Genomic DNA, 24,499 nt, shown 5'->3' on the forward strand with positions numbered 1-24,499 from the left:
CGGCGCGGGCGGCGGCCGTCGCGGCGGCCGGCCAGACACGGTCGATGGCGGCGTTCATGGCAGCGCCGACGAGGACGGCGAAGGCGGACACGCCGATCCACAGCAGGACGGCGACGGCGGCGGCGAGGGAGCCGTAGATGGTGGCGCCCTCGACGGTGTTCTCCAGGTAGATGCGCAGCAGGAAGCTGCCGAGCACCCACATGGCGAGGGCGACCAGCGCGCCGGGGACGTCCTCGATCCAGGGGGAGCGCACGGGCACCGACACGTGGTAGAGCGTCGTCAGGAAGGCGATCGACAGGATGATCACGACGGGCCAGTACAGGACCTGCACGACGGTCGCCGACCACGGCACGATCCGTACGACGGCGTCGGGCCCGGCGACCATCAGTGGCAGCGCGACCGCGCCGAGCAACAGCGCGGCGACGAACAGCATGAAGGCGACCAGCCGGGTCTTGACGATTCCGCGCACGCCGTCGAGGCCGTACATGACGGTGATCGTGTCGATGAAGACGTTTACCGCGCGTGAACCTGACCAGAGGGCGAACAGGAAGCCTATGGAGATGACATCCGGGCGGCCGCCCTTCATCACGTCGTCGAGGATCGGCTGGGCGATCTGTGCGACACCCTTTTCCGACAGAACCGTGCGGGAGGCGTCGAGGAGGTTGGACTCCAGGCTGCTGATCGTGTCGGTGCCGGTCCAGTCGTCGACGTAACCGAGCAGACCGATGAGGCTGAGCAGCAGCGGCGGCACGGACAGCAGCGTGAAGAAGGCGGCCTCGGCGGCGAGGCCGAGGATGCGGTACTCGATGCAGGAGTTGACGGTGTCCTTGACCAGCAGCCAGGCGGTCCTGCGCTTGGAGACGTTCCGGTAGAGGGCACGCGCCCGATGAAGACGCCCGGTGGGTGCCTCGGGTTGCTCGGGTGACTGACTTGCTGGCTGCACGCCCTAAAGGTATCCGCCGTACGGGGCTGCACTCACCTCCGGTGCTGGGCCGTCACCGCGTGCCCGCCACCTGCGGGTGCGCACCGGGCGCAGACCGTGCAACCGGTGCCACGGAGCCGGTGCCACAGAGCCGGTACCACGCCGTGCGTCCCGCACCACGGACCACACACCACGTCACGCACCACACACGCCACGCACCTCGGCCATCGCCGCGCGCGCGTGCGGCGCCGTACGGCGCGTTCCCGGGCTTCGCCGGCCATGAGCGGCGTACCCGGGGGTACGTTCGCGGTATGGCAGGCAGTACGCACACCGTGACCAATCAGCCCCCGCCTCTCCTCGGCTACGACGTCTATGGCACCGACCAGGCCCTGGTGGCCGCGGTGGAGCGCCACCTCGATCCGGAACTGCTCGAGGAGGCCCGCGGCGAGCTGTCGGCGCTGGGCCGGGCCGCCGGGTCGGCTCAGCTCCAGGAGTGGGCGGTGCAGGCGAACGAGAATCCGCCGAGACTGCACACGCACGACCGTTACGGGCACCGGATCGACGAGGTCGACTTCCATCCGGCGTGGCACCGGTTGCTGGGCAAGGGGGTCGGCGCGGGACTGACCGCGGCCTGGACCCGGCCGGGCGGACAGGTGCGGCGGGCGGCGGGGTTCCTGGTGTGGACGCAGGTGGAGGCGGGAAACGGTTGTCCGCTGTCGATGACGCACGCGGCCGTGCCGGCGCTGCGTACGGACCCGGAGTTGGCCGCCGAATGGGTGCCGAGGCTGACGTCCACGATCTACGAACGGGAGTTGCGGCCCGCCGGGCAGAAGGCGGGGGCCCTGTTCGGGACGGGGATGACGGAGAAACAGGGCGGAAGCGATGTCCGGGCGAACACGACGTCCGCGCGGCCGTTGGCGGAGGCCGGGACGTATGTGCTGACGGGACACAAGTGGTTCTGTTCGGCGCCGATGTCGGACGGTTTCCTGGTACTGGCGCAGGCCGCGGAGGGGCTGACCTGTTTCCTGGTGCCGCGGGTGCTGGAGGACGGTACGCGTAACCGGTTTCTCCTCCAGCGGCTCAAGGAAAAGCTGGGCAACCGGTCGAACGCCTCCGCCGAGGTGGAGTTCGACGGGACGTGGGCGCGCCGGGTCGGTGAGGAGGGGCGCGGGGTGCGCACCATCATCGACATGGTGGCGGCCACCCGGCTCGACTGTGTGCTGGGGTCGGCAGGGCTGATGCGGGCGGCCGTCGCGCAGGCGGTGCACCATTGCGCGTACCGGGAGGCGTTCGGCGGGAAGCTTCTCGACAAGCCGTTGATGCGCAATGTGCTGGCCGATCTCGCGCTGGAGTCGGAGGCGGCGACGGTTCTCGGCCTGCGGCTCGCTGCCGCCTGCGACGACGGCGGCGAGCAGGAGCGGGCGCTGCTGCGGATCGCGGTGCCGGCCGCCAAGTACTGGGTGACCAAGCGCTGTACGCCGGTGGTGGTGGAGGCGGCGGAGTGTCTGGGCGGCAACGGCTACGTGGAGGAGTCGGGGATGCCCCGGCTGGTGCGCGAGTCGCCGTTGAACTCGGTCTGGGAGGGCGCGGGAAACGTCCAGGCGCTGGACGTGCTGCGGGCGTTGCGGAGGGAGCCGCAGGCGTTGAACGCGTTTCTCCAGGAGGTGGGACGGGCGCGCGGCGCGGATCACCGGCTGGACGCGGCGATCAAGGACCTGCTGACGGAACTGGCCGATCTGGACGGTGCGGAGGCGCGGGCCCGGCGGATCGCGGAGCGGTTCGCACTGGTGTTGCAGGGCTCGCTGCTCGTACGGTTCGCGCCGCCGGAGGTGGCCGACGCGTTCTGTGCCTCGCGGCTGGGCGGCGACGGCGGCGGCGCCTTCGGCACACTCCCCCACACCCTAAATCTGCGGGCGCTCGTGGAGCGGGCCCGGCCCCTGGTCTGACCTGGGGGGCAGGAGCGGGGGTGGTGCCGCGCCGACACGGCACCACCCCCGCGGCAATGGCCCTGCGAGGCCAGAAACGCCGCTCGGGACGGCGTACTACGAGTTTCGGACAGCTCGTGGATGTTGGCCAGGGTTGCAGGGGGTTGCAACCTGAGGGACCGGGTGGGCGGAGTGTGCCCCTCCGTCACCGGCGGACGGCAGTATGGGACCCCTGGCAAGACCGGAAACAGCCGGCGTAGCCGCTTGACATCCGGTCCTGGCGTCCGTCCGCTCATCTCGGGAGGTCCCGTGGCGAAGTCGCCGTTGAACGTGCCGCAACTCGCCGCCGTCGACGCCGCGCGGGCTGCCCGGATGCTCAGCGAGGTGCGTGAGGCCAAGCTCGCCGGCCGACGGGCGGGGCACACGCACCGGCCGGTCATCGAGCAGTCCTGGGAGCGGACGCTGCGCAGCGGTGTCGATCCGGAAAACGGTTACCGAGCCAGGTTGCTCAGCCCCGACGAGGTCCGGCGGCGCCGGGAGGAGTCGCCGCTGCGGGACGTGCTGCCGGTACTGCGCGAGGGCCTGCTCTCGGTCGCGGACGTCGCCCGGCACATCATGGTCGTCGCAGACGAGGACGGCCGGGTGCTGTGGCGGGAGGGCTGCTCCACGGTGCTGCGCAAAGCCGACGGAATCGGTTTTGAACTGGGCGCGGACTGGCGGGAGGACGTGGTCGGTACCAACGGGGTGGGCACCCCGGCGGTGGTACGGCGGCCGGTGCAGGTGTTCGCGGCCGAGCACTTCGTGCGCGCGCAGACCGCTTGGACCTGCGCCGGGGCCCCGATCACGGACCCTCGGAGCGGACGTCTGCTCGGGGTGGTCGATGTCAGCGGCCCGCTGGACACGTTGCATCCGGCGACCCTCGCCTGGGTCGGCTCGGTGGCGAAACTGGCCGAGGCGACCCTGCGCGAGCGGCATCTGGGCGCGCTGGAGCGGCTGCGGGCGGTGGCGGCTCCGGTACTGGCCAGGATCGGCGGCCGGGCGGTGGTGGTGGACGGGGACGGGTGGACGGCGGCGGTGACCGGGATGCCGTACACGAGCCGGATCGCGCTGCCCAGGCCGCCCTCGGCGGGGCGTCACCGGCTGCCGGGGCTGGGGCTGTGCGCGCTGGAGCCGATGGCGGACGGCTGGCTGGTGCGCTCGTGCGACGGGACGGTGGAGCCGGAGGCGCCGGGCGCGACCCGGGTGGTGCTGGATCTGACGCGGCCGCGCCGGTGGTCGGTGACGGTGACCGGGGGCACGGGCATGTGGTCGCACGAACTGAGTCCGCGGCATGCGGAGTTGCTGTACCTGCTGGCGGTGCACCGGGCGGGGCGCAGTGCCTCGGGGCTGGCCGAGGACGTGTTCGGGGACCCTGCGCGCAGGGTGACGGTACGGGCCGAGATGTCGCGGGTCCGGCGGTATCTCGGGGGCCTTCTGGAGCACCGTCCGTATCGTTTCTGCGAGCAGGCGGAGGTGGATGTGCTCCTCCCGGAGGACCCGAGGGACCTCCTCCCCCACTCGACGGCGCCCGCGGTGACGGGCGCCCGGGTACCGGGTTCCCTGCGCCGGTGACCGGGAGCGGGGGCGCGGCCGCGCGCGGCCGAAACCGGAACCGGCAACGTTTCCGCGCCCGCGATCAGGACTTTCGTGCCGTAAGTCGACTTACGTCACAGCATCTTCCGTACATATGCGAGGTCTTCGCCCCCTGCGGCGGCCGACTGCCGTAGCATCCCTCTACGGGTCACCCCACCTGCTCCTCGGTCAACGCAAGGATCAACAGGCGCAGTTGGCCCGCCTCGGGAGGACGAATGAAGCAGCGTGGCCGACATCGCCGACGCAGGCGGGGCAGGGCGGTACGCGGTTTCCTGGCGGGAACCGCCCTCGCGCTCACCGCGGCCGCCACCATGATCAGCGCTTCCCAGGCCACCGTCTCCGATGGTCCAGGCGCCCTGAAACCGCTGACCTCGTCCGCTTCCACGGCCGCGCTGCGGCTGACGGAGGAAGCGGTACCGCCGGCTTCTCTGGACCGGCTCGCCGCGGAGATGGGTCCGTCGGTCGGGGTCGGCGAGGCGCTGAGCGGCGCCGGCCGTTCGCTGCGCGACGCCGCCGGCTGCACCCGGGACGAGCGCGAGGCGCTGCCCGTCTCCCCGATGGCCACCCGCGCCTACTGCTGGAACACCGACGACACCGAGGGCTGGGAGCCGGGCGCGGTCACCACCTCCGGCGACGCGGACGACGACGGCCTGTGGGGCGCCCACCGGGTGATCGTCTCCGGCTGGTCGCGCGGTTCCGGTCCGGTCGCCGACCGGGGTCTGGCCCGGATCGCGCTCGTGGACGCCGACAACCTCGGCCGCCTCCCCTACACCTGGGCCCTGCTCGCGGTCCCCGTCGACGGGGGCCGCGACTACCGGGGCCTGGTCTCCCAGGTGTCCGGCATGGTCTGGTACCAGGACAAGCTGCTGGTCACCGCCGACGACGGGGACCGGGCCGCGCTGTATGTGTACGACGTCAACCGCATCCACCGGGCCACGGTCACCGGTGAGGCGGTCGGCCGGGTGCCCGGCGGATGGTCGGCGCACGGCGCGCCGTACGTCCTGCCGGCCGTGGCCTCCTACCGGCTGAGCGGCGGCTCCGGAGCCCCGCACCCCGCCACCGTGTCCCTGGACCGCAGCACCGCCCCGGACTCCCTCGTCGCCGGGGAGTGGACCCTCGACGACGGCGACCGGGGCGCCCGCCTGTGGCGGTACGCCTTCGACACCACCCCCGGCCGGGCCGGGTTCCTCTCTGGTGACTCCGCGGGCCGGGTCGGCGCGACGCAGGCGTACCGGACGGAGGCGACCGGGGTGCGCGGGGTGCTGTCGTACGAGGGCGGCTGGTACGTGAGCCGGGGCGGTGGTGTTGAGGACGGGCACGGGACGCTGTGGCGGCAGGATACGGACGGCGCCCGGGGCGTGCGCTGCGGCGCCGACGACAGCCGCGCCTGCTGGAGCCCTCGGACCGAGTCCCTTTCCTACTGGGCGCAGACCGGTGATGTCTGGACGCAGTCGGGCCGCGTGCTGTTCGCTCTGCCGCTGGCCTCGATCGACAGATCGGCGAAGTAGATGATTCCCTGACGGGCATGACCCACATCCCCGTGACCACCTGGTCCCTGGAGCAGACCGCGCCGGGCGATCTCCTGCCGGCCGCCGCGCCCGAGGGCGACGTGCGCGTCGTGCGCTCCGAGGTGCCCTCTCCCGAGTTCAGCCGTTTCCTGTACGCGTCCGTCGGCGGGGACGTCCACTGGGTCGACCGGCTGGGCTGGACGTACGCGCGGTGGCAGGAGCAGCTGGCCCGGCCGGGTGTGGAGACCTGGGTGGCGTACGACCGGGGGACTCCCGCGGGGTACGTGGAGCTGGAGCCGCAGGACGACGGAGTCGTCGAAATCGTTTACTTCGGTCTGCTCCCGGCCTTCCGCGGCCGTCGGATCGGCGGCTATCTCCTGTCGTACGGTGCCGCGCGCGCCTGGGACCTCGCGGACCGCCGGCCGGGGCTGGCGCAGACGAAGCGGGTGTGGCTGCACACCTGCAGCCTGGACGGCGAGCACGCGATGGACAACTACCTGCGCCGTGGCTTCAGGCTGTTCGACACCAAGGTCGAGGAGGAGGCCGAGGTGGCCGCTCCGGGCCCCTGGCCGGGCGCATACCGCGCCTGACCTGCGTCGACAAGAGATCGCGCGGCGCATGTGACCGACACCACCATCGTCTCACGAACCGAGACAAGGGTGTCCACATGACGGACGAAGCTGGACTGTGTCCAGATCGCCATGACACGCTTCCGTCATGTTCGGAACTGGAGTTGCCTTGGTGAGTCGGCGGCACGTCGACCTCGGCCGCATGTCCAGCGCCATCTGTCCGGCGAGCTGACGAGCCGAAGCACCGCCGGCAGCCCCTCCAGCCTCCCCCCGCGCAACGACGCGCACGCATGCCTCCGTGCGCCTTGCCGCGCAGGTCAGAGCCGCACGCCAGTGACCCGACCACCGCCCCTCATGGACGGCGCCACGCGCCGACCCCTTCCGTCGCTGTCCCGAAGGACGTATTCACCATGGCCGCCACCCCCGAGAACCCTGCCGCCTCAGCGCCCCGCCGCAAGGTGAGCCGTCACCGCGGCGAGGGTCAGTGGGCCGCGGGGCACTTCACCCCGCTCAACGGCAACGAGCAGTTCAAGAAGGACGACGACGGTCTCAATGTGCGGACACGCATTGAGACGATCTACTCCAAGCGCGGCTTCGACTCGATCGACCCGAACGATCTGCGTGGCCGGATGCGCTGGTGGGGTCTCTACACCCAGCGCAAGCCCGGGATCGACGGCGGCAAGACCGCGATCCTGGAGCCGGAGGAGCTGGACGACGAGTTCTTCATGCTGCGGGTCCGGATCGACGGCGGCCGGCTCACCACGCAGCAGCTGCGGGTGATCGGTGAGATCTCGCAGGAGTTCGCGCGCGGCACCGCGGACATCACCGACCGGCAGAACGTCCAGTACCACTGGATCCGCATCGAGGACGTCCCGGAGATCTGGAACCGCCTGGAGGCGGTCGGACTGTCCACCACCGAGGCCTGCGGTGACACGCCCCGCGTGGTCCTCGGCTCGCCGGTCGCCGGGATCGCCCAGGACGAGATCATCGACGGCACCCCGGCCATCGAGGAGATCAACCGCCGGATCCTCGGCAACCCGGCCTTCTCGAACCTGCCCCGAAAGTTCAAGACAGCGGTTTCCGGCTCGCCCCTGCTGGACGTGGCGCACGAGATCAACGACGTCGCGTTCGTCGGTGTGCACCATCCCGAGCACGGCCCCGGTTTCGACGTGTGGGTCGGCGGCGGGCTGTCCACCAACCCGAAGATCGGCGTCCGGCTCGGCGCCTGGGTCCCGCTGGACGAGGTGGCGGACGTCCACGAGGGCGTCATCTCGATCTTCCGTGACTACGGTTACCGGCGACTGCGCACCCGCGCCCGGCTGAAGTTCCTGGTCGCCGACTGGGGCCCGGAGAAGTTCCGCCAGGTGCTGGAGGACGAGTACCTCCGGCGCAAGCTCGTCGACGGTCCCGCCCCCGCCCAGCCCGTCGAGCGCTGGCGCGACCACGTCGGCGTGCACCGCCAGAACGACGGCCGTTACTACGTCGGTTTCGCACCGCGCGTCGGCCGCGTGGACGGCACCACCCTGACGAAGATCGCGGAGCTGGCTGAGGCGCACGGCTCGGGCCGGGTCCGGACCACCGTCGAGCAGAAGATGATCGTCCTCGATGTCGAGGAGGCGCAGGTCGAGTCGCTGGTCGAGGCCCTCGGGGCCCTGGACCTGACCGCCAAGCCCTCCCCGTTCCGGCGCGGCACGATGGCCTGCACCGGCATCGAGTACTGCAAGCTCGCCATCGTCGAGACCAAGCAGCGCGGCTCCGCCCTGATCGACGAACTCGAGCGCCGCATCCCGGAGTTCGACGAGCCGATCACCATCAACATCAACGGCTGCCCGAACGCCTGCGCCCGTATCCAGGTGGCGGACATCGGTCTCAAGGGCCAGCTGGTCCTCGACGAGCAGGGCCGGCAGGTCGAGGGCTTCCAGGTGCACCTGGGCGGAGCGCTCGGTCTCCAAGCCGGCTTCGGCCGCAAGGTCCGTGGCCTGAAGGTCACCTCGGACGAACTGCCGGACTACATCGAGCGGGTGCTCAAGCGGTTCGAGGCGGAGCGCGAGGACGGCGAGCGGTTCGCCGCCTGGGCCGCGCGTGCCGACGAGGAGGCCTTGTCGTGAGCGAGCGGGCCGCACCCTTCTACTGCCCCTACTGCGGCGACGAGGATCTTCGTCCGAGTGAAGCCATCGAGGGCGTTCACGGCGCCTGGGAATGCGCGGCGTGCAATCGCGCATTCCAGCTGAAGTTCCTCGGGCTGCTCGCCCGGGGAGTTCAGCGAGCCGACAACGGAGGGGACCCGATATGACGACGGCTCAGGAAACCCGCACCACCGAAGAGTTGAAGGCGCTCGCCGAGCAGGCGGGCCGCGACCTGGAGGACGCCTCCGCGCTGGAGATCCTCCAGTGGGCCGTGGACACCTTCGGCAAGCGGTTCTGCGTGACCTCGTCCATGGAGGACGCGGTGGTGGCGCATCTGGCCTCCCGCGTGCTCAAGGGCGTGGACGTGGTCTTTCTCGACACCGGTTACCACTTCCCCGAGACCATCGGCACCCGGGACGCGGTCGAGGCCGTGATGGACGTCAACGTCATCACCCTCACCCCGCGGCGCACGGTCGCCGAGCAGGACGCCGAGTACGGCCCCGAGCTGCACGACCGCGACCCCGACCTGTGCTGCAAGCTCCGCAAGGTGCAGCCCCTGGAAGAGGGCCTGAAGGCCTACCGCGCCTGGGCGACGGGGCTTCGCCGCGACGAGTCCCCGACCCGGGCGAACACCCCGGTCGTCGGCTGGGACGAGAAGCGGCAGAAGGTCAAGGTCTCCCCGATCGCCCGCTGGACCCAGGACGACGTGGACGCCTACGTCGCCGAGCACGGCGTACTGACCAACCCCCTGCTGACGGACGGCTACGCCTCCGTCGGCTGCGCCCCCTGCACCCGCCGGGTCCTGGAGGGCGAGGACGCGCGCGCCGGCCGCTGGGCGGGCCGCGCGAAGACCGAGTGCGGACTGCACGGCTGACCCCATGACCGCGCTTCCTACCGATTTGGAGAACCACGTGACGACCGGAGCCACCGTCTGGCTCACGGGTCTGCCGAGCGCCGGCAAGACCACCATCGCGTACGAGCTGGCCGCCCGGCTGCGCGAGGAGGGCCACCTCGTCGAGGTTCTCGACGGCGACGAGATCCGCGAGTTCATCTCCGCGGGCCTCGGCTTCAGCCGTGAGGACCGGCACACCAACGTGCAGCGCATCGGTTTCCTCGCCGAACTCCTCTCCCGTAACGGCGTGAAAACGCTTGTGCCGGTGATCGCGCCGTATGCCGACAGCCGCGACGGGGTGCGCAAGCGCCACGAGGAAGGGGCGACGGCGTACCTGGAGGTACATGTGGCGACCCCGGTCGACGTGTGCAGCGAGCGGGACGTGAAGGGCCTGTACGCCAAGCAGGCCGCGGGCGAGCTGACCGGGCTCACCGGGGTCGACGACCCCTACGAGATCCCCGAGCGGCCCGATCTGCGGATCGAGTCCCAGAACCAGACCGTCAAGGAGTCCGCGGCGTCGGTGTACGCCCTGCTCAGCGAGAGGGGACTGGTGTGACGACCGTCGCACGGACCGAGGAGGGCACGGACTCCCCGTACGCCCTCAGCCACCTGGACTCCCTGGAGTCGGAGGCGGTGCACATCTTCCGCGAGGTGGCGGGCGAGTTCGAGAACCCGGTGATCCTGTTCTCCGGCGGCAAGGACTCCATCGTCATGCTGCATCTGGCGCTGAAGGCGTTCGCGCCGGCGTCGGTGCCGTTCTCGCTGCTGCACGTGGACACGGGGCACAACTTCCCCGAGGTCCTGGAGTACCGCGACCGTACGGTGGCCAGCCACGGGCTGCGGCTGCACGTCGCCTCCGTGCAGGACTACATCGACCGGGGTCTGCTGAAGGAGCGTCCGGACGGGACCCGCAACCCGCTCCAGACGCTGCCGCTCACGGAGAAGATCCAGTCGGAGCGCTTCGACGCGGTGTTCGGCGGCGGCCGGCGCGACGAGGAGAAGGCCCGCGCCAAGGAGCGCGTGTTCTCCCTGCGCGACGAGTTCTCCCAGTGGGACCCGCGCCGCCAGCGCCCCGAGCTGTGGAACCTGTACAACGGCCGGCACGCCCCCGGTGAGCACGTCCGCGTGTTCCCGCTGTCCAACTGGACCGAGCTGGACGTCTGGCAGTACATCGCCCGTGAGGGCATCGAGCTGCCCGGGATCTACTTCGCGCACGAGCGGGAGGTGTTCCAGCGGGCCGGGATGTGGCTGACGCCCGGTGAGTGGGGCGGCGCCAAGGAGAGCGAGACCGTCCAGAAGCGGCTCGTGCGCTACCGCACCGTCGGGGACATGTCCTGCACCGGTGCCGTCGACTCCGACGCACTGACGCTGGAGCAGGTCATCGCCGAGATCGCCGCCTCCCGGCTCACCGAGCGCGGGGCCACCCGAGCCGACGACAAGATGTCCGAGGCCGCGATGGAAGACCGCAAGCGCGAGGGGTACTTCTAAGCATGAGCACCATCACGACCGAGGAACTCTCGGCCACCACCCTGCTGCGGTTCGCCACCGCCGGCTCCGTCGACGACGGCAAGTCCACGCTCGTCGGACGGCTGCTGCACGACTCCAAGTCGATCCTGACGGACCAGCTGGAGGCCGTGGAGCGTGCCTCGGCCGGCCGCGGCCAGGAGGGCCCCGACCTCGCGCTGCTCACCGACGGCCTGCGCGCCGAACGCGAGCAGGGCATCACGATCGACGTCGCGTACCGCTACTTCGCCACGCCCCGGCGCCGGTTCATCCTCGCCGACACGCCCGGCCATGTGCAGTACACCCGCAACATGGTGACGGGTGCCTCCACGGCCGAGCTGACGGTGATCCTGGTCGACGCCCGTAACGGTGTGGTGGAGCAGACCCGGCGGCACGCGGCGATCGCGGCTCTGCTGCGGGTCCCGCACGTCGTGCTGGCCGTCAACAAGATGGACCTCGTGAAGTACGAGGAAACCGTCTTCGCGGCGATTGCCGAGGAGTTCACGGCCTACGCGAGCGAGCTGGGCGTTCCCGAGGTCACCGCGATCCCGATCTCGGCGCTCGCCGGGGACAACGTGGTGGATCCGTCGGCGAACATGGACTGGTACGGCGGGCCGACCTTCCTGGAACACCTGGAAACGGTTCCCGTCAGTCACGACCTGGCGCACTGCCACGCGCGACTGCCCGTGCAGTACGTGATCCGGCCGCAGACCGCCGAGCACCCCGACTACCGCGGTTACGCCGGTCAGATCGCCGCCGGCACCTTCCGGGTGGGCGAGCAGGTCACGGTGCTGCCGTCCGGCCGCTCCACGAAGATCGCGGGCATCGATCTGCTCGGCACGCCGGTCGACGTGGCCTGGACGACGCAGTCGGTGACCGTCCTGCTGGAGGACGACATCGACGTCTCGCGCGGCGACCTGATCGTGCCCAGCAAGGACGCCCCGCCGACCACGCAGGACGTCGAGGCGACCGTCTGCCATGTCGCCGACGCGCCCCTGACGGTCGGCCACCGGGTGCTGCTGCGGCACGGCACCCGCACCGTCAAGGCGATCGTCAAGGACATCCCGTCCCGGCTCACCCTCAACGACCTGTCCCTGCACCCGCATCCGGGACAGCTCGTCGCCAACGACATCGGCCGGGTCAAGATCCGCGCCGCGGAGCCGCTGCCGGTGGACTCCTACGCCGACTCGCGCCGCACGGGCTCGTTCATCCTGATCGACCCGAGCGACGGCACCACGCTCACCGCGGGCATGGTCGGCGAGTCGTTCGCCTCGCCGGAACCGGTCAAGGACCTGTCCGACGACGACGGGTGGGACTTCTGACATGACCTCCACCGACTACTACTCCATGTTCGCGAAGGAGGGCGGCCGCGTCGGCAGCGGCGCCCTCGGCAGCGGACAGGGCGGGGTGGCGCGATGTGTGCGCTGACGTACGCGCACTGCCTGCGCGCCCGCACCCCCCACCGCTGTAGACGAAAACCTGCCGATCTCCCGGCCACGACCTGAGAGACCGTGACCGCCGGGCCAACGAGAGGAACACCTCCCGTGCCTGCCACTCGCTCAACGCTTCTTCGCCGCGGACTCGCCGCTGTCGCCGCACTTCCCCTTCTCACGCTCGCCGCCTGCGGTTACGGCTCAGAGGCCAAGGACGAACCGGCCGCCCAGAAGGTCGCCGCCGGCGCGGAGAAGATCGACGGTCTCGACTCCGTCAAGATCGGCTACTTCGGCAACCTGACCCACGGGACCGCCCTCGTCGGTGTGAACAAGGGGTACTTCCAGAAGGCTCTGGGCGCCACCAAGGCCTCGTACCAGGTCTTCAACGCCGGCCCGTCCGAGATCGAGGCGCTCAACTCCGGCTCGATCGACATCGGCTGGATCGGCCCCTCGCCGGCCATCAACGGCTACACCAAGTCGGACGGCAAGAACCTGCGCATCGTGGGCGGTTCGGCGTCCGGCGGCGTGAAGCTGGTGGTGAACCCGGCCAAGATCAAGTCGCTGAAGGACGTCAAGGGCAAGCGGATCGCCACGCCCCAGCTCGGCAACACGCAGGACGTGGCGCTGCTGAACTGGATCTCCGAGCAGGGCTGGAAGGTCGACGCGGAGAGCGGCAAGGGCGACGTGTCGGTCATCCGCACCGACAACAAGGTCACCCCGGACGCCTACAAGTCCGGTTCCATCGACGGCGCCTGGGTGCCGGAGCCGACCGCGTCGAAGCTGGTGGCCGAGGGCGCCGAGGTGCTGCTCGACGAGTCCGACCTGTGGCCCGGCAAGAAGTTCGTGATCACGAACATCATCGTGTCGCAGAAGTTCCTCACGGAGCACCCGAAGGCCGTCGAGGCGGTACTGAAGGCGTCGGTCGACATCAACAAGTACATCAACGCCAACCCGGACGAGGCCAAGGCGGCGGCGAACGCGCAGCTGAAGGCGGACTCCGGCAAGGACCTGCCGGCGGAGATCCTGGACCCGGCGTGGAAGTCCATCCAGTTCACCGACGACCCGCTCGCGGCCACGCTCAACAGCGAGGCCGAGCACGCGGTCAAGGCCGGTCTGCTGGAGGACCCGTTGCTGGACGGCATCTACGACCTCGCGCCCCTGAACAAGGTTCTTCGGGCCGCGGGTGAGCCGACCTTCGACGACGCCGGTCTCGGCGTCAAGTAACCCCGCGACCACGAGAGTTCCCAGGAGGTGACGACCATGGCAACCACCCTCGCCAAGGCCGCCGACGGCACCGAGTCGGTGGAGTACGCCGCGCGTATCGACCACGTCTCGAAGTCGTTCGCCGGGCCCGCCGGGCAGCAGCTCGTCCTCGACGACATCACCCTCGATGTCGCGCCGGGCGAGTTCGTCACCCTCCTGGGGGCCTCGGGCTGCGGCAAGTCGACGCTGCTGAACCTGGTGGCGGGGCTCGACGCCCCGACCGCCGGTCACATCGGCACCGACGGGCGGCCGGCTCTGATGTTCCAGGAGCACGCTCTGTTCCCGTGGCTGACCGCGGGCAAGAACATCGAACTCGCCCTGAAACTCGGGGGAGTTCCCAAGAACGACCGGCGCGGCCGGGCCGAGGAACTGCTCGAGCTCGTCCGGCTGAAGGGATCGTACGGAAAGCGTGTGCACGAGCTTTCCGGCGGTATGCGCCAGCGGGTGGCGCTGGCCCGCGCGCTGGCGCAGGACGCCCGGCTGCTGCTGATGGACGAGCCGTTCGCGGCGCTCGACGCGATCACCCGGGACGTGCTGCACGACGAACTCACCCGGATCTGGGCGGAGACGGGCCTGTCGGTGCTGTTCGTCACGCACAACGTGCGCGAGGCGGTGCGGCTCGCGCAGCGCGTCGTCCTGCTGTCCTCCCGGCCGGGCCGGATCGCCCGCGAGTGGACGGTCGGCATTCCGCAGCCGCGCCGCATCGAGGACGCTCCCGTCGCGGAACTGTCCCTGGAGATCACCGAAGTCCTGCGTGGGGAGATCCGCCGTCATGGCCAGCACTGAGACCACCGACCCGACGGCGAAGCCCCCGGTCCGCGACAGCGGCATCGCGGGGGTGGAGGCGGGCCTCGACGCCCTGGAGACCACGACGGCGGCCGGTACGTCCTTCCGCCAGACCTTCGTCAACAAGATCCTGCCGCCGATCGTCGCGATAGCGGTGGTCCTGGTGATCTGGCAGGCGCTGATCACCTTCAAGATCGTCGACGATCCGGCGAAGCTGCCGTCGCCCTCCGACGTGGGCAACGAGTTCAAGGACGCGTGGCTGGAGGGCAGGCTCCTCGAGTACATCTGGACCAGCGTCTCGCGCGGTCTGCTGGGATTCCTCCTGGCGCTCGCCATCGGCACCCCGCTGGGCCTGCTGGTGGCCCGGGTGAAGTTCGTGCGCGCGGCGATCGGCCCGATCCTGTCCGGTCTGCAGTCACTGCCCTCGGTGGCGTGGGTGCCGCCGGCGGTGATCTGGCTTGGCCTGAACAACTCGATGATGTACGCGGTGATCCTCCTCGGCGCGGTCCCCTCCATCGCCAACGGCCTGGTGTCAGGCATCGACCAGGTGCCGCCGCTGTTCCTGCGGGCGGGCCGCACGATGGGCGCGACGGGTCTGAAGGGCGCCTGGCACATCGTGCTCCCGGCCTCGCTGCCCGGATACCTGGGCGGTCTGAAGCAGGGCTGGGCCTTCTCCTGGCGGTCGCTGATGGCGGCGGAGATCATCGCCTCCTCCCCCGACCTCGGCGTCGGGCTGGGCGCGCTGCTGGAGAACGGCCGCAACGCCAGCTCCATGGCGATGGTGTTCGAGGCGATCGTCCTGATCCTGTTCGTCGGCATCGCCATCGACCTGCTGATCTTCAGCCCGCTGGAGCGGCGGGTGCTGCGCGGGCGCGGACTGCTGGTGAAGGGCTGACCCTCGTGCGCCATCAGCCGGTTCTCCTCGTCATCGCCCACGGCAGCCGCGATCCGCGGCACGCCGGGGCCGTCCACGCCCTCGTGCGGCGGGTGCGGTCGATGCGGCCCGGACTGCGTGTAGAGACCGGTTTCCTCGATTTCAACATCCCCTCCGTCCAGGGGGTGCTGGAGTCGCTGGCGGCGGAGGGCGTACGCGAGGTGGTGGCCCTCCCGCTGCTGCTGACACGCGCGTTCCACGCCAAGGCGGACATCCCGGCGGTCCTGCGGGATGCGCCGCGCCGGCTGCGGATCCGCCAGGCGGAGGTGCTCGGTCCGTCCCCCCTGCTGCTTTCCGCCCTCGAACGGCGGCTGTACGAGGCGGGGTTGACGCCCGCCGACAAGTCCTCGACCGGGGTCGTGCTGGCCTCGGCGGGGTCCACGGACCCGGAGGCGATCGCGGTGATCGCAGACATCGCGCGGGAGTGGTGGCACACCGGTTGGTGCGCCGTGCGACCCGCGTTCGCCTCCGCCTCCCTTCCGCGTACCGAGGACGCGGTGCGCGAACTGCGCGAGCTGGGCTGCTCGACGGTGGCGGTGGCCCCGTACGTCCTGGCGCCCGGCTTCCTCCCCGACCGCATCGCCCGGGGCGCGGCGGGGGCGGACGTCCTGGCGGAGGTGCTGGGCCCGTCCCCCGAGGTGGCCCGAGTACTGCTGGAACGGTACGACGCGGCGCGCACGCCGATGCTGGCGGCGGTCGGGGCCTGAGGGGACTGCCCCGACGGTACCCGCGGTCGACCCCGCCCCCGGGTGAGACGACCGGCCCCCGCACCGCCGCCCGCGGCTCATACGACGGACAGTGCGCCCACCCGTGTCCGCTTCAGTTCGAAGAAGTCGGGGTCGGTCGCCAGCACGCGGAAGGCGTCGAAGAGTTCGCCCGCTCGCTCCCCGCGCGGGACGGCGCGCAGCACGGGGCCGAACCACACCGTCCCTTCCACGTGGATCGTCGGGGTGCCGACGTACCCGCCGGAGTCCGGCTCGGCCCCCGCCGCGTGACTGCGGCGGACGCCGTCGTCGTACGACGGGTCGTGCGCGGCGCCGGAGAGGTCCGCGGGAAGGCCGAGTTCGGCGAGGGCGTCGGCGATCACGACGTCGAAGTCCTCGGCCTTGTGCACGTGGATACGGGTGCCGCAGGCCGTGTAGAAGTCCCGCAGGACGGTGTCGCCGTGCTGCCGGGCCGCCGCTACGGCGACCCGGACCGGGCCGATCGACCTGTCGACCAACGCGCGGTACCAGTCGGGCAGTTCGTTGCCCTCGTTGTGCAGGTACAGGCTCATGACCCGGAACCGGAGGTCGACCGGACGGTGCCGTTCGACCTCCAGCAGCCAGCGGGAGGTGATCCAGGCGAACGGGCAGGCGGGGTCGAACCAGAAGTCGACGGGAAGTCGGCCGGGGGCGGAGGTGCGGGCGGGAGTCCGGCCGGAGGTACGGGCGCAGGTCTGGCCGGAAGTGCGGGCGCAGGTGTGGGTCATACCGGCGACGGTAGTCCGGGATTGGATCTCAGGTACGGCCCAATAGGGAGTTCCTCCAGTGGTCCACCTGGGCGTCCGCGTCCTGCCGCGGGTCCGATCCGATCGCCGCCGGGGCCCGTCCCGAGGTGGGTGCGTCGCCCGGGACCGGCGCCGGGTCGGCGAAGCTGTCGTACTGGGCGAAGCCGTCGTACTGACGGTGGAGGCCGCCGTGGCGGCCACCGCGTACGGGGATCGGTCCGGCGGACCGGACTGCGGGCCGCGACCCTGATCATCATCCCCGAGGCCCGCCGATAGGTGTAGGGGACCACTGTCCTCCCCAGTGCGGAGACGGCGGGGTCCGAGGGGAGGACTCCGCCGTCCCGGACCTCGTCGAACAGCACGACGAGATGGCTTTATGCGGCCCATACCTTCGAAGGGAGAGGTGGCGGCAGGGGGCCGCCACCGCATCTCGAGGGGAATGCCCGTCATGGGGAACGGAGATTCACGGGTGCGGGGCATCGCCGCGCGGGCCGGCGGCTGGAGTGCCCGGCATCGCTGGACGGCCGTAGGTATCTGGGTGCTGTTCGTCGTCCTGGCCGTGGGGCTGGGGTCGGCGGCCGGCCAGGTCGAGGTCAAGGACAGCGACCAGCTCAAGGGCGAGACGCACACCGCAGCCAAGATCATTGAGGATGCCGGGATCGAGGAGCCCGCCAGTGAGACGGTCCTCGTCCAGGCCAGGGACGGGAAGCTGAAGGCCACGGACGCCGAGTTCCGCAAGGCCGTCGAGGCGGTCGTCGCGGCCGTCGAGGGCACCGGCAAGGTCACCGAGGTCACCTCGCCCTACGACACGCAGACGATCTCCAAGGACGGTCACAGCGCGCTGGTGCAGTTCGACGTCCGCGGCGAGTCCGACACCGCGGGCGAGCGGATCGAGCCGGTCCTGAAGGCCGTCGAGGGGGTGCAGAAGGAGCACCAGGCGCTGCGGATCGAGGAGATCGGCGGCGCCAGCATGATGAAGACGTTCGACGACGCGTTCGGCGACGACTTCAAGAAGGCCGAGTACTCCGCGGTGCCGGTGGCCCTCGGCATTCTGCTCATCGCGTTCGGCGCCCTGGTCGCCGCCCTGCTTCCGGTGCTGCTCGCGGTCACCGCGATCATGGCGACGACGGGCCTGATGGGCATCGTCAGCCATGTCATGCCGATGAGTGACACCGCCAGCTCCGTGATGCTGCTGGTCGGTCTGGCCGTCGGTGTCGACTACTGCCTGTTCTACCTGCGCCGTGAGCGCGAGGAGCGCGAGGCCGGCCGGGACGGGCAGACCGCGCTGCGGATCGCCGCCGCGACGAGCGGCCGCGCGATCATCGTCTCCGGTGTCACCGTGTGCGTGGCGATGGCGGGCATGCTGTTCACCGGGCTCGCCGAGTTCGAGGCGATGGGCCTGGCTTCCCTGATGGTGGTGGCCGTGGCGATGGTCGGCTCCGTGACGGTGCTGCCCGCGCTCCTGTCGCTGCTGGGCGAGCGGGTCGAGAAGGGCCGTATTCCCTTCCTGCGCCGGCGTGCCCGCAAGAGCGGCAGCGGCGGTGGCGAGAGCCGGTTCTGGTCGGCCGTCCTGAAGGGCGTCCTCGCCAGGCCCCTGGTCTCCGTGCTCGTCGCGGCCGGCGCGCTGCTGGCCATCGCGGCGCCCGCGCTCGGCATGAAGACCCAGAACCTCACCCTGGACCAGGAGTTCGGCGACTCGCTGCCGATCGTGCAGACCTACAACCGCGTCAACGAGGCCTTCCCCGGCGGCTCCGACCCGGCCGAGGTGGTCGTCCACGCCAAGGACATCAACGCACCCGAGGTGAAGTCCGCGCTCGCCGACTTCCGTGAGCGGGCGATCAGTTCGGGTGCCTCTCGCGGACCCGTCGAGATCAAGCTGCACGACGCGCAGAACATCGCCTTCGTGTACGTACCGCTGGTCGGCGGTTCCGATCTGGACAAGGCGGGCGCGAGCCTGGACAAGCTGCGCGACGACGTACGGCCCGCGACGCTCGGCCGGGTGGACGGCGTTCAGGCGCCGATCACCGGGCAGGTCGCCGGTTCGAAGGACTTCAACGACCAGTTGGCCGGAGCCGTCGTCCCGGTCTTCGCCTTCGTGGTGGTGTTCGCCTTCGCGCTGATGCTGCTGTCGTTCCGCTCGCTGACGATCGCGATCACCTCGATCGTGCTCAACCTGCTGTCCGTGGGCGCCGCCTACGGCATCCTCGTGGCGGTCTTCCAGCACGGCTGGGGCGCGTCCCTGGTGGGCGCGGAGGGTGTCGGCGCCATCGTCACCTGGCTGCCGCTGTTCCTCTTCGTGATCCTGTTCGGCCTGTCGATGGACTACCACGTGTTCGTGGTCTCCCGGATCCGCGAGGCGCGGCTGCGCGGCCTGACCACGAGGGATGCCATCACGCACGGTGTCGTCACCACGGCCGGGGTCGTGACCAGCGCCGCCGTCATCATGGTCGCCGTGTTCGCGATCTTCGGCACGCTGTCCATGCAGTCCATGAAGCAGATGGGCGTCGGCCTGGCCGCCGCGGTCCTGATCGACGCGACGGTCATCCGGGGCGTGCTGCTCCCGGCGGTGATGGCGCTGCTCGGCGAGCGCAACTGGTACCTGCCGAAGTGGCTGCACCGGCTGCCCGACCTGACGCACGACGAGTCGTCCGAGGCGTTCGAGCCGACGGCGCGCGACGACGAGGGCGAGCCGGTACGGGTCTGACCCGCCGAGGGCGGGCGGCCCCGGACCGCACAGCTCCGCAGCCCTGAGTCCCTGCATCGCTGACTCGTCCCATCCCCGCATTTCCCCAGGCCGAGGGCCCGTTGACCACCGGGGAGTCAACGGGCCCTCACTCATGTCTGCCGGAAACCGGAAACCGGAAGCCGGGAGCCGGAAGCCGGAGGGAGCCGGAAGCCGGAGGGAGCCGGGACAGGACGGCGCATGCCGCACATGGCTGCCCACCGCAGACGGCTACCGGGACCGCAGTTGGGCCTCGATCAGGTCGGCCGCCCGGCGGGTACCGCCCTCCGCCGACATGTCCGCCTGGATCTCCTTGAGCCGCCGGGCGACCCCGGGGTCGTCGACGAGGGCGAGGGCGGCGGCCCGCAGCGTGTCGGGGGTGGCCTCCTCGGCGGGAACGTGACGGGCGACCCCGAGTGCCTGGAGCACGTCCGCGTTGCCGAACTGGTCCACGGCCTGCGGTACGGCGATCATCGGCGTCGCCGTGGCCATCCCCTCCTGACTGCCGCCGGCGCCGGCGTGGGTGACGAACAGGTCGGCCTGCCGCAGCACCGCCAACTGCGGCACCCAGGAGCGCATTTCGACGTTCGCGGGTACGTCGCCCAGCTCGGCGGGGTCGACGTGCTTGCCGATCTGGAGCACGAGGTGCCAGCCGGGCAGGCCGGCGAAGGCCTGGACGCAGGCACGGTAGAAGTCGGGCTGCTTGGTGAAGGCGGAGCCCAGGGAGACCAGGACGACCTTCTCGGCGCCGGCCGGCCTCTTCCAGTCGCCCTCCGCGGTGCGGTCGCCCTGGCAGGCGCCGACGAACGTGTACACGCTCTCGTCGACCCGGTCGGCGTTCGGCTGGAGCGCCTTCGGGATGAGCACCAGGGAGCGGGCGGGCCGTCCGCCGAAGTCGTCCGGGTGCAGGGTGATGCCGTTCTCCTCCAGCCAGGCCTGGAAGCGGGCGTAGTAGGCCTGGCCGCGGGCGGTCTTCTTCGGCTCGGCCCACATCGGTTCGGCCACCTCCTGCTCGTACCCCTCCCAGGCGACGAGGGCGGGTGAGAGGGAGATCGCGGGCACGCCCCAGCGGTGGGCGAGGACGCGGGCCGGGTAGGAGGCGATGTCGTGCAGGACGAGGTCGGGCTCGTCGCCGGCGTAGGCCTCGATGAGCTGGGGCAGCGCCTGCACGGCGTCGTCGAGGAAGGGCTCGACGTTGTCGAGGAGGGTGGCGCCCCAGGCCGACGGGTCGGCGTCGGGCGGGGGCAGGGTGGAGTTCCAGGGCTTCACCTCGGCGCCGGTGGCGGCGGCCTTGTCGGCGAGGGCGGGCGGGATGGCGTAGGTGATCCGGTGCCCGCGGGCGACGAGTTCGCGGATCACCTCGAGGCTGGGGTTCACATGGCCGTGAGCGGCGATGGAGAACATGGCGATGTGCGCGGGTGAGGTCATGTGATCGACCATAGGCGAGACGATACGTCTCGTGCAATGCGAATATCGGTTTCCTTCCCACCGACGGGCGTCCGAGCACGGACCGCGCGGGGGTCCGGGCGCCGGGCGCAGGGGGCGGCGAGTTCGGTGCCGAACGGGCGGCGATGGCGTGCCGGTGACCGGTCGTGCGGCCGCGGTACGCCGTCAGGGACCCCCGTCAGGGGCCGCGCACCTCGTGCGACCTGTGCGAATGCGAGACTGGGCGACGGACGGCCGGATCCCGAGGCCGTCCCGGCGGGAGCAGACCGTCACGGCTGGGAGGCGGACGATGGACGAGGCGCGCGCGAGGGACGTACTGGCCACGGCGGGGCTGCCGGCCGGGGAGGCGCGGCTGCTCGCCCTGGGCGAGAACGCGGTGTTCGCCGCCGGTGACCTGGTGGTGAAGGTGGGCCGGGACGCCGAACTGCTGGAGCGGGCCCGTCGCGAGCTGGATGTCGCGGAGTGGCTGGCCGGTGCGGGGGTTCCCGCAGTGCGGGCGGCCGAGGCGAAACCCCTGCTGGTGGAGGGTCATCCGGTGACGGTGTGGCACCGGCTGCCCGACGCGGTACGGCCCGCCGAGCCACGGGATCTGGCCGGACTCCTGCGCCTCGTGCACGCGCTGCCCGCCCCTTCCTTCCCGCTGCCGCCGCGGGACCTGCTGGCCGGGGTGGAGCGCTGGCTGCGGCTGGCGGGCGACGCGATCGACCCGGCGGACGCGGCCTATCTGCGCGAGCGGCGCGACGGCTTCGCGTCGGCCGCGGCCGCGCTCATCCCACGGTTGCGGCCCGGCCCGATCCACGGCGACGCGCTCCCCCGCAATGTGCACATCGGCCCGGACGGGCCGGTCCTGGTCGACCTGGAGACCTTCTCCGCCGACCTGCGCGAGCACGACCTGGTCGTGCTCGCGCTGTCCCGCGACCGCTACGGCCTGCCCGCCGAGGCCTACGACTCCTTCACCGACGCCTACGGCTGGGACGTGCGGGAGTGGGAGGGCTGCGCGGTGCTGCGGGGCGCGCGGGAGACGGCGAGCTGCGCCTGGGTGGCCCAGCACGCGCCGGCCGATCCCAAGGCGCTGGCGGAGTTCGGCCGTCGGGTGGCGTCGCTGCGCGACGGGGACGAATCGGTGCGCTGGTACCCGTTCTGAGCCGCGCTCAGGATCCGTTGCGGCCCGCCCGCCGCCGGGCCGCGGGCGTCGGTCAGCCGGTTCAGCCGGCCATACGGTTCCGCCGGTCAGACGGTGCGGCTGTCCGCCGGTTCACGCACCGGCCAGACGCCGTCGACGACCGCGTCCGCGTCGCCCTTGCGGCGCAGGAAGTCCTGGAAGTCCGCCGCCCAGGCCGCGTACCACTCGATCTGGCTGCGGTGCAGTTCCGCCGGGCCGAGGGTGGCGACCTTGGGGTGGCGCTCGGCTATCGCGCGCGCCAGGCGGGCTGCGGCCAGCGCGTCGGCGGAGGCGTCGTGCGCCGCGTCCAGGCGGACGCCGTACTCGGCACAGACCGCTTCGAGGTTGCGCTTGCCGCGGCGGTAGCGGTCGGCCCAGCGGTCGATGGTGTACGGGTCGACGACCGGAGCCGGGTCGAGGCCGCCCAGCCGGTCGCGCAGGGAGAGCAGGCCGTGTCTGCGCAGTTCGGCGGAGAGCAGGGTGAGGTCGAAGGCCGCGTTGTAGGCGACGACCGGGACGCCGGTGCGCCAGTAGCCGGTGAGGACGCCGGCGATGGCGTCCGCGACCTCGTCGGCGGGGCGGCCCTCGGAGGCCGCCCGTTCATTGCTGATGCCGTGGACCGCCACCGCGTCCGCCGGGATCTCCACGCCCGGGTCGGCCAGCCACTCCCGGCTGCCGAGCACCTGCCCGTCCCTGACCTCGATCACGGCGCCCGTGACGATGCGCGCCTCGCGCGGGTCCGTCCCGGTGGTCTCCAGGTCGAAGCCGATGAGCAGCTCACGATGCCAGGCCATACCGGCCCCCCTTCTTGGTGGTGCTTTCCCCCAGTGGTCTCCACCTTCGCATGCGCCACTGACAATCAGAGGAGCGCGTTCCGCTTCCCGCGGGACGGTTCCGGACAACTGCCGCACATCACCCGCGAACGGTCAGGACACCGGCCGCGAGTCCGCCCAGGCCAGCTCGAACTCCTCGCGGTAGGCGGCGAAAAGTCCGCCTTCGCCGACATCGCCCGACTTGACCACCCGGTTGCCGTTGCGCAGCACCAGCACCGGTGCCTCCATCCCTCGCATGCGCCGCAGATAGGACTGCACGACCGCGATGCCGTCGGTGCCGTCGCCGTCGACCAGGTAGGCGGTGAAGCGGGGCGTCTCGTCGTAGACCTGGATCTGGAAGGCGCCGGGGTCGCGCAGCCGGGAGCGGACCCGGCGCATGTGCAGGATGTTCATCTCCACCGCGCGGCTCAGCTCACCCCGCTTCATGCCGAGTTCGCGCTCGCGGCGCTTCACGGCGCTGGAGGCCGGGTTGAGGAACAGCAGCCGTACCCGGGCGCCCGCCTCGGCGAGGCGGACCAGGCGGCGGCCGGAGAAGTTCTGGACGAGGAGGTTGAGGCCGATGCCGATCGCGTCGAGGCGGCGGGCCCCGTCGAAGATGTCCTCGGCGGGGAACTGGCGCAGCAGCCGCACCCGGTCGGTGTGGACTGCGACGACGTCCGCGTACCGGTCGCCGACGAGGTCCTCGACGGCGTCGACGGGCAGCCTGCGTGCGGAGGGCACGTCGCCTCCGGTGCCGAGCATCTCCAGCAGGCGTGCCGAGGCACGCTCGGCCTGGTTCAGGACGGCCTCGGACAGCGCCCGGTTGCGGGAGACGACATTGCGGGTCACCTCCAGCTCGTCCAGGGCGAGTTCGACGTCCCGGCGGTCGTCCAGGTACGGCTCGAAGCACGGCCAGTGCTGCACCATCAGCTCGCGCAGCTGCGGCAGGGTGAGGAAGGAGATCACGTTGTCGTCGGCCGGGTCGAGCAAGTAGCCCTTGCGGCGGCTGACTTCGCGTACGGCGACGGCGCGCTGCACCCACTCCTGGCCCGCGGGGCCGGCCGCGGCGACCACCCACTCGTCGCCGTGGACGGGTTCGTAGATGGGCCGCAGCACGGCGGACACCACGGCGCGCAGCCGCTGTTCGACGAGGTTCAGCCAGATGTAGGCCCGGCCGGCCCGCTGGGCGCGGGTGCGTACCTCTCGCCAGGCCTCGGTGTCCCAGTCCAGCTCCGGCCCGATGGCGCCCTCCATCGGCCGGGCCAGGGACACCGTGCCGGGCGGGACGTCTGTGGAGCCTGTCCCTTATACACATCTCCAAGCCCCCGAGACAGGCAGAAAACCGTTATGCCGTTTTTTGCTAAAAAAAAAAAAA

20 protein-coding genes and 2 pseudogenes are annotated in these 24,499 nt (G+C 71.1%); 17 read left to right on the plus strand and 5 right to left on the minus strand.

What is annotated here, in order from left to right; genetic code table 11:
- The coding region (locus tag P1P75_RS23570; RefSeq protein ID WP_319258530.1) for a YihY/virulence factor BrkB family protein at positions 1 to 943 on the minus strand (943 nt) is incomplete at its 3' end.
- Positions 944 to 1,233: 290 nt separating this feature from the next.
- On the opposite strand from P1P75_RS23570, the gene P1P75_RS23575 reads away from it, so the two are divergent.
- From P1P75_RS23575 to P1P75_RS23645, 15 genes are all read left to right on the plus strand, one after another.
- The gene (locus P1P75_RS23575; RefSeq protein ID WP_319258532.1) at positions 1,234 to 2,868 is read left to right on the plus strand and encodes an acyl-CoA dehydrogenase family protein; all 1,635 of its coding nucleotides are present in this window, start codon (positions 1,234 to 1,236) and stop codon (positions 2,866 to 2,868) included.
- A 288-nt stretch (positions 2,869 to 3,156) separates the two neighbouring features.
- Positions 3,157 to 4,458, plus strand: a complete 1,302-nt coding sequence (locus P1P75_RS23580) for a GAF domain-containing protein (protein WP_319258534.1) — start codon at positions 3,157 to 3,159, stop codon at positions 4,456 to 4,458.
- Between the two features lie 236 nt (positions 4,459 to 4,694).
- Complete coding sequence (locus P1P75_RS23585) at positions 4,695 to 5,987, plus strand: hypothetical protein (RefSeq protein WP_319258535.1); 1,293 nt, start codon at positions 4,695 to 4,697, stop codon at positions 5,985 to 5,987.
- Between the two features lie 17 nt (positions 5,988 to 6,004).
- The gene (locus P1P75_RS23590; RefSeq protein ID WP_319258537.1) at positions 6,005 to 6,577 is read left to right on the plus strand and encodes a GNAT family N-acetyltransferase; all 573 of its coding nucleotides are present in this window, start codon (positions 6,005 to 6,007) and stop codon (positions 6,575 to 6,577) included.
- A gap of 127 nt (positions 6,578 to 6,704) precedes the next feature.
- The gene (locus tag P1P75_RS23595) at positions 6,705 to 6,788 is read left to right on the plus strand and encodes a putative leader peptide (RefSeq protein ID WP_319258563.1); all 84 of its coding nucleotides are present in this window, start codon (positions 6,705 to 6,707) and stop codon (positions 6,786 to 6,788) included.
- Positions 6,789 to 6,966: 178 nt separating this feature from the next.
- Positions 6,967 to 8,664: a nitrite/sulfite reductase gene (locus P1P75_RS23600; protein WP_319258539.1), complete on the plus strand. Its 1,698-nt coding sequence runs from the start codon at positions 6,967 to 6,969 to the stop codon at positions 8,662 to 8,664.
- A complete protein-coding gene (locus P1P75_RS23605; RefSeq protein ID WP_319182079.1) occupies positions 8,661 to 8,849 on the plus strand; it encodes a hypothetical protein in 189 nt (62 codons plus the stop codon). The genes P1P75_RS23600 and P1P75_RS23605 overlap by 4 nt, the downstream gene beginning before the upstream one ends.
- Positions 8,846 to 9,556 carry a phosphoadenylyl-sulfate reductase gene (locus P1P75_RS23610; RefSeq protein ID WP_319258541.1) on the plus strand — a complete coding sequence of 237 codons (711 nt, stop codon included), beginning with the start codon at positions 8,846 to 8,848 and terminating at the stop codon, positions 9,554 to 9,556. The genes P1P75_RS23605 and P1P75_RS23610 overlap by 4 nt, the downstream gene beginning before the upstream one ends.
- A 37-nt stretch (positions 9,557 to 9,593) precedes the next feature.
- Entirely contained in the window at positions 9,594 to 10,130 is a 537-nt protein-coding gene (gene cysC / locus P1P75_RS23615; RefSeq protein ID WP_319258565.1) for an adenylyl-sulfate kinase, read from the plus strand.
- Entirely contained in the window at positions 10,127 to 11,062 is a 936-nt protein-coding gene (cysD, locus tag P1P75_RS23620) for a sulfate adenylyltransferase subunit CysD (RefSeq protein WP_319258543.1), read from the plus strand. Before cysC ends, cysD begins: the two co-directional genes overlap by 4 nt.
- Positions 11,063 to 11,064: 2 nt before the next feature.
- Positions 11,065 to 12,399 (plus strand): GTP-binding protein, encoded by a 1,335-nt coding sequence (locus tag P1P75_RS23625; protein ID WP_319258545.1) that lies wholly within the window; start codon positions 11,065 to 11,067, stop codon positions 12,397 to 12,399.
- Positions 12,400 to 12,621: 222 nt separating this feature from the next.
- Positions 12,622 to 13,734, plus strand: a complete 1,113-nt coding sequence (locus P1P75_RS23630) for an aliphatic sulfonate ABC transporter substrate-binding protein (RefSeq protein ID WP_319258547.1) — start codon at positions 12,622 to 12,624, stop codon at positions 13,732 to 13,734.
- A gap of 36 nt (positions 13,735 to 13,770) precedes the next feature.
- A complete protein-coding gene (locus P1P75_RS23635; protein WP_319258549.1) occupies positions 13,771 to 14,559 on the plus strand; it encodes an ABC transporter ATP-binding protein in 789 nt (262 codons plus the stop codon).
- Positions 14,546 to 15,454, plus strand: a complete 909-nt coding sequence (locus P1P75_RS23640) for an ABC transporter permease (protein WP_319258551.1) — start codon at positions 14,546 to 14,548, stop codon at positions 15,452 to 15,454. Before P1P75_RS23635 ends, P1P75_RS23640 begins: the two co-directional genes overlap by 14 nt.
- Positions 15,455 to 15,459: 5 nt before the next feature.
- Positions 15,460 to 16,200 carry a sirohydrochlorin chelatase gene (locus P1P75_RS23645; protein ID WP_319258553.1) on the plus strand — a complete coding sequence of 247 codons (741 nt, stop codon included), beginning with the start codon at positions 15,460 to 15,462 and terminating at the stop codon, positions 16,198 to 16,200.
- 77 nt (positions 16,201 to 16,277) lie between these two features.
- On the opposite strand, the gene P1P75_RS23650 is transcribed toward P1P75_RS23645, so the two are convergent.
- Complete coding sequence (locus P1P75_RS23650; protein WP_319258555.1) at positions 16,278 to 16,964, minus strand: DsbA family protein; 687 nt, start codon at positions 16,962 to 16,964, stop codon at positions 16,278 to 16,280.
- A 466-nt stretch (positions 16,965 to 17,430) separates the two neighbouring features.
- Between P1P75_RS23650 and P1P75_RS23655 the strand changes: the two genes are divergently transcribed.
- Positions 17,431 to 19,686 carry an MMPL family transporter gene (locus P1P75_RS23655; protein ID WP_319258557.1) on the plus strand — a complete coding sequence of 752 codons (2,256 nt, stop codon included), beginning with the start codon at positions 17,431 to 17,433 and terminating at the stop codon, positions 19,684 to 19,686.
- A gap of 249 nt (positions 19,687 to 19,935) precedes the next feature.
- Here P1P75_RS23655 and mgt read toward each other — a convergent pair.
- Positions 19,936 to 21,178: pseudogene (gene mgt / locus P1P75_RS23660) on the minus strand (macrolide-inactivating glycosyltransferase).
- Between the two features lie 261 nt (positions 21,179 to 21,439).
- Between mgt and P1P75_RS23665 the strand changes: the two are divergent.
- The gene (locus tag P1P75_RS23665; RefSeq protein WP_319258559.1) at positions 21,440 to 22,294 is read left to right on the plus strand and encodes an aminoglycoside phosphotransferase family protein; all 855 of its coding nucleotides are present in this window, start codon (positions 21,440 to 21,442) and stop codon (positions 22,292 to 22,294) included.
- 86 nt (positions 22,295 to 22,380) lie between these two features.
- On the opposite strand, the gene P1P75_RS23670 is transcribed toward P1P75_RS23665, so the two are convergent.
- Both P1P75_RS23670 and P1P75_RS23675 read right to left on the minus strand, forming a co-directional pair.
- Positions 22,381 to 23,106 carry a 3'-5' exonuclease gene (locus P1P75_RS23670; protein ID WP_319258561.1) on the minus strand — a complete coding sequence of 242 codons (726 nt, stop codon included), beginning with the start codon at positions 23,104 to 23,106 and terminating at the stop codon, positions 22,381 to 22,383.
- 132 nt (positions 23,107 to 23,238) lie between these two features.
- Positions 23,239 to 24,420, minus strand: a pseudogene (locus P1P75_RS23675) (SAV2148 family HEPN domain-containing protein); the annotation flags it as partial.
- Positions 24,421 to 24,499 lie beyond the last annotated feature (79 nt).

The sequence above is a fragment of the Streptomyces sp. ID05-39B genome, assembly GCF_033794725.1.
GTDB classification, from domain to species: Bacteria; Actinomycetota; Actinomycetes; order Streptomycetales; family Streptomycetaceae; genus Streptomyces; species Streptomyces bobili.

Bases quoted from the DNA above. Each gene is read 5' to 3' on its own strand.
- P1P75_RS23670 (WP_319258561.1), bottom strand. From the start codon at position 23,106: ATGGCCTGGCATCGTGAGCTGCTCATCGGCTTCGACCTGGAGACCACC.
- P1P75_RS23585 (WP_319258535.1), top strand. From the start codon at position 4,695: ATGAAGCAGCGTGGCCGACATCGCCGACGCAGGCGGGGCAGGGCGGTA.
- P1P75_RS23590 (WP_319258537.1), top strand. From the start codon at position 6,005: ATGACCCACATCCCCGTGACCACCTGGTCCCTGGAGCAGACCGCGCCG.
- P1P75_RS23610 (WP_319258541.1), top strand. From the start codon at position 8,846: ATGACGACGGCTCAGGAAACCCGCACCACCGAAGAGTTGAAGGCGCTC.
- P1P75_RS23655 (WP_319258557.1), top strand. From the start codon at position 17,431: ATGGGGAACGGAGATTCACGGGTGCGGGGCATCGCCGCGCGGGCCGGC.
- P1P75_RS23625 (WP_319258545.1), top strand. From the start codon at position 11,065: ATGAGCACCATCACGACCGAGGAACTCTCGGCCACCACCCTGCTGCGG.
- P1P75_RS23640 (WP_319258551.1), top strand. From the start codon at position 14,546: ATGGCCAGCACTGAGACCACCGACCCGACGGCGAAGCCCCCGGTCCGC.
- P1P75_RS23650 (WP_319258555.1), bottom strand. From the start codon at position 16,964: ATGACCCACACCTGCGCCCGCACTTCCGGCCAGACCTGCGCCCGTACC.
- P1P75_RS23575 (WP_319258532.1), top strand. From the start codon at position 1,234: ATGGCAGGCAGTACGCACACCGTGACCAATCAGCCCCCGCCTCTCCTC.
- P1P75_RS23635 (WP_319258549.1), top strand. From the start codon at position 13,771: ATGGCAACCACCCTCGCCAAGGCCGCCGACGGCACCGAGTCGGTGGAG.
- P1P75_RS23595 (WP_319258563.1), top strand. From the start codon at position 6,705: ATGTTCGGAACTGGAGTTGCCTTGGTGAGTCGGCGGCACGTCGACCTC.
- P1P75_RS23600 (WP_319258539.1), top strand. From the start codon at position 6,967: ATGGCCGCCACCCCCGAGAACCCTGCCGCCTCAGCGCCCCGCCGCAAG.
- P1P75_RS23665 (WP_319258559.1), top strand. From the start codon at position 21,440: ATGGACGAGGCGCGCGCGAGGGACGTACTGGCCACGGCGGGGCTGCCG.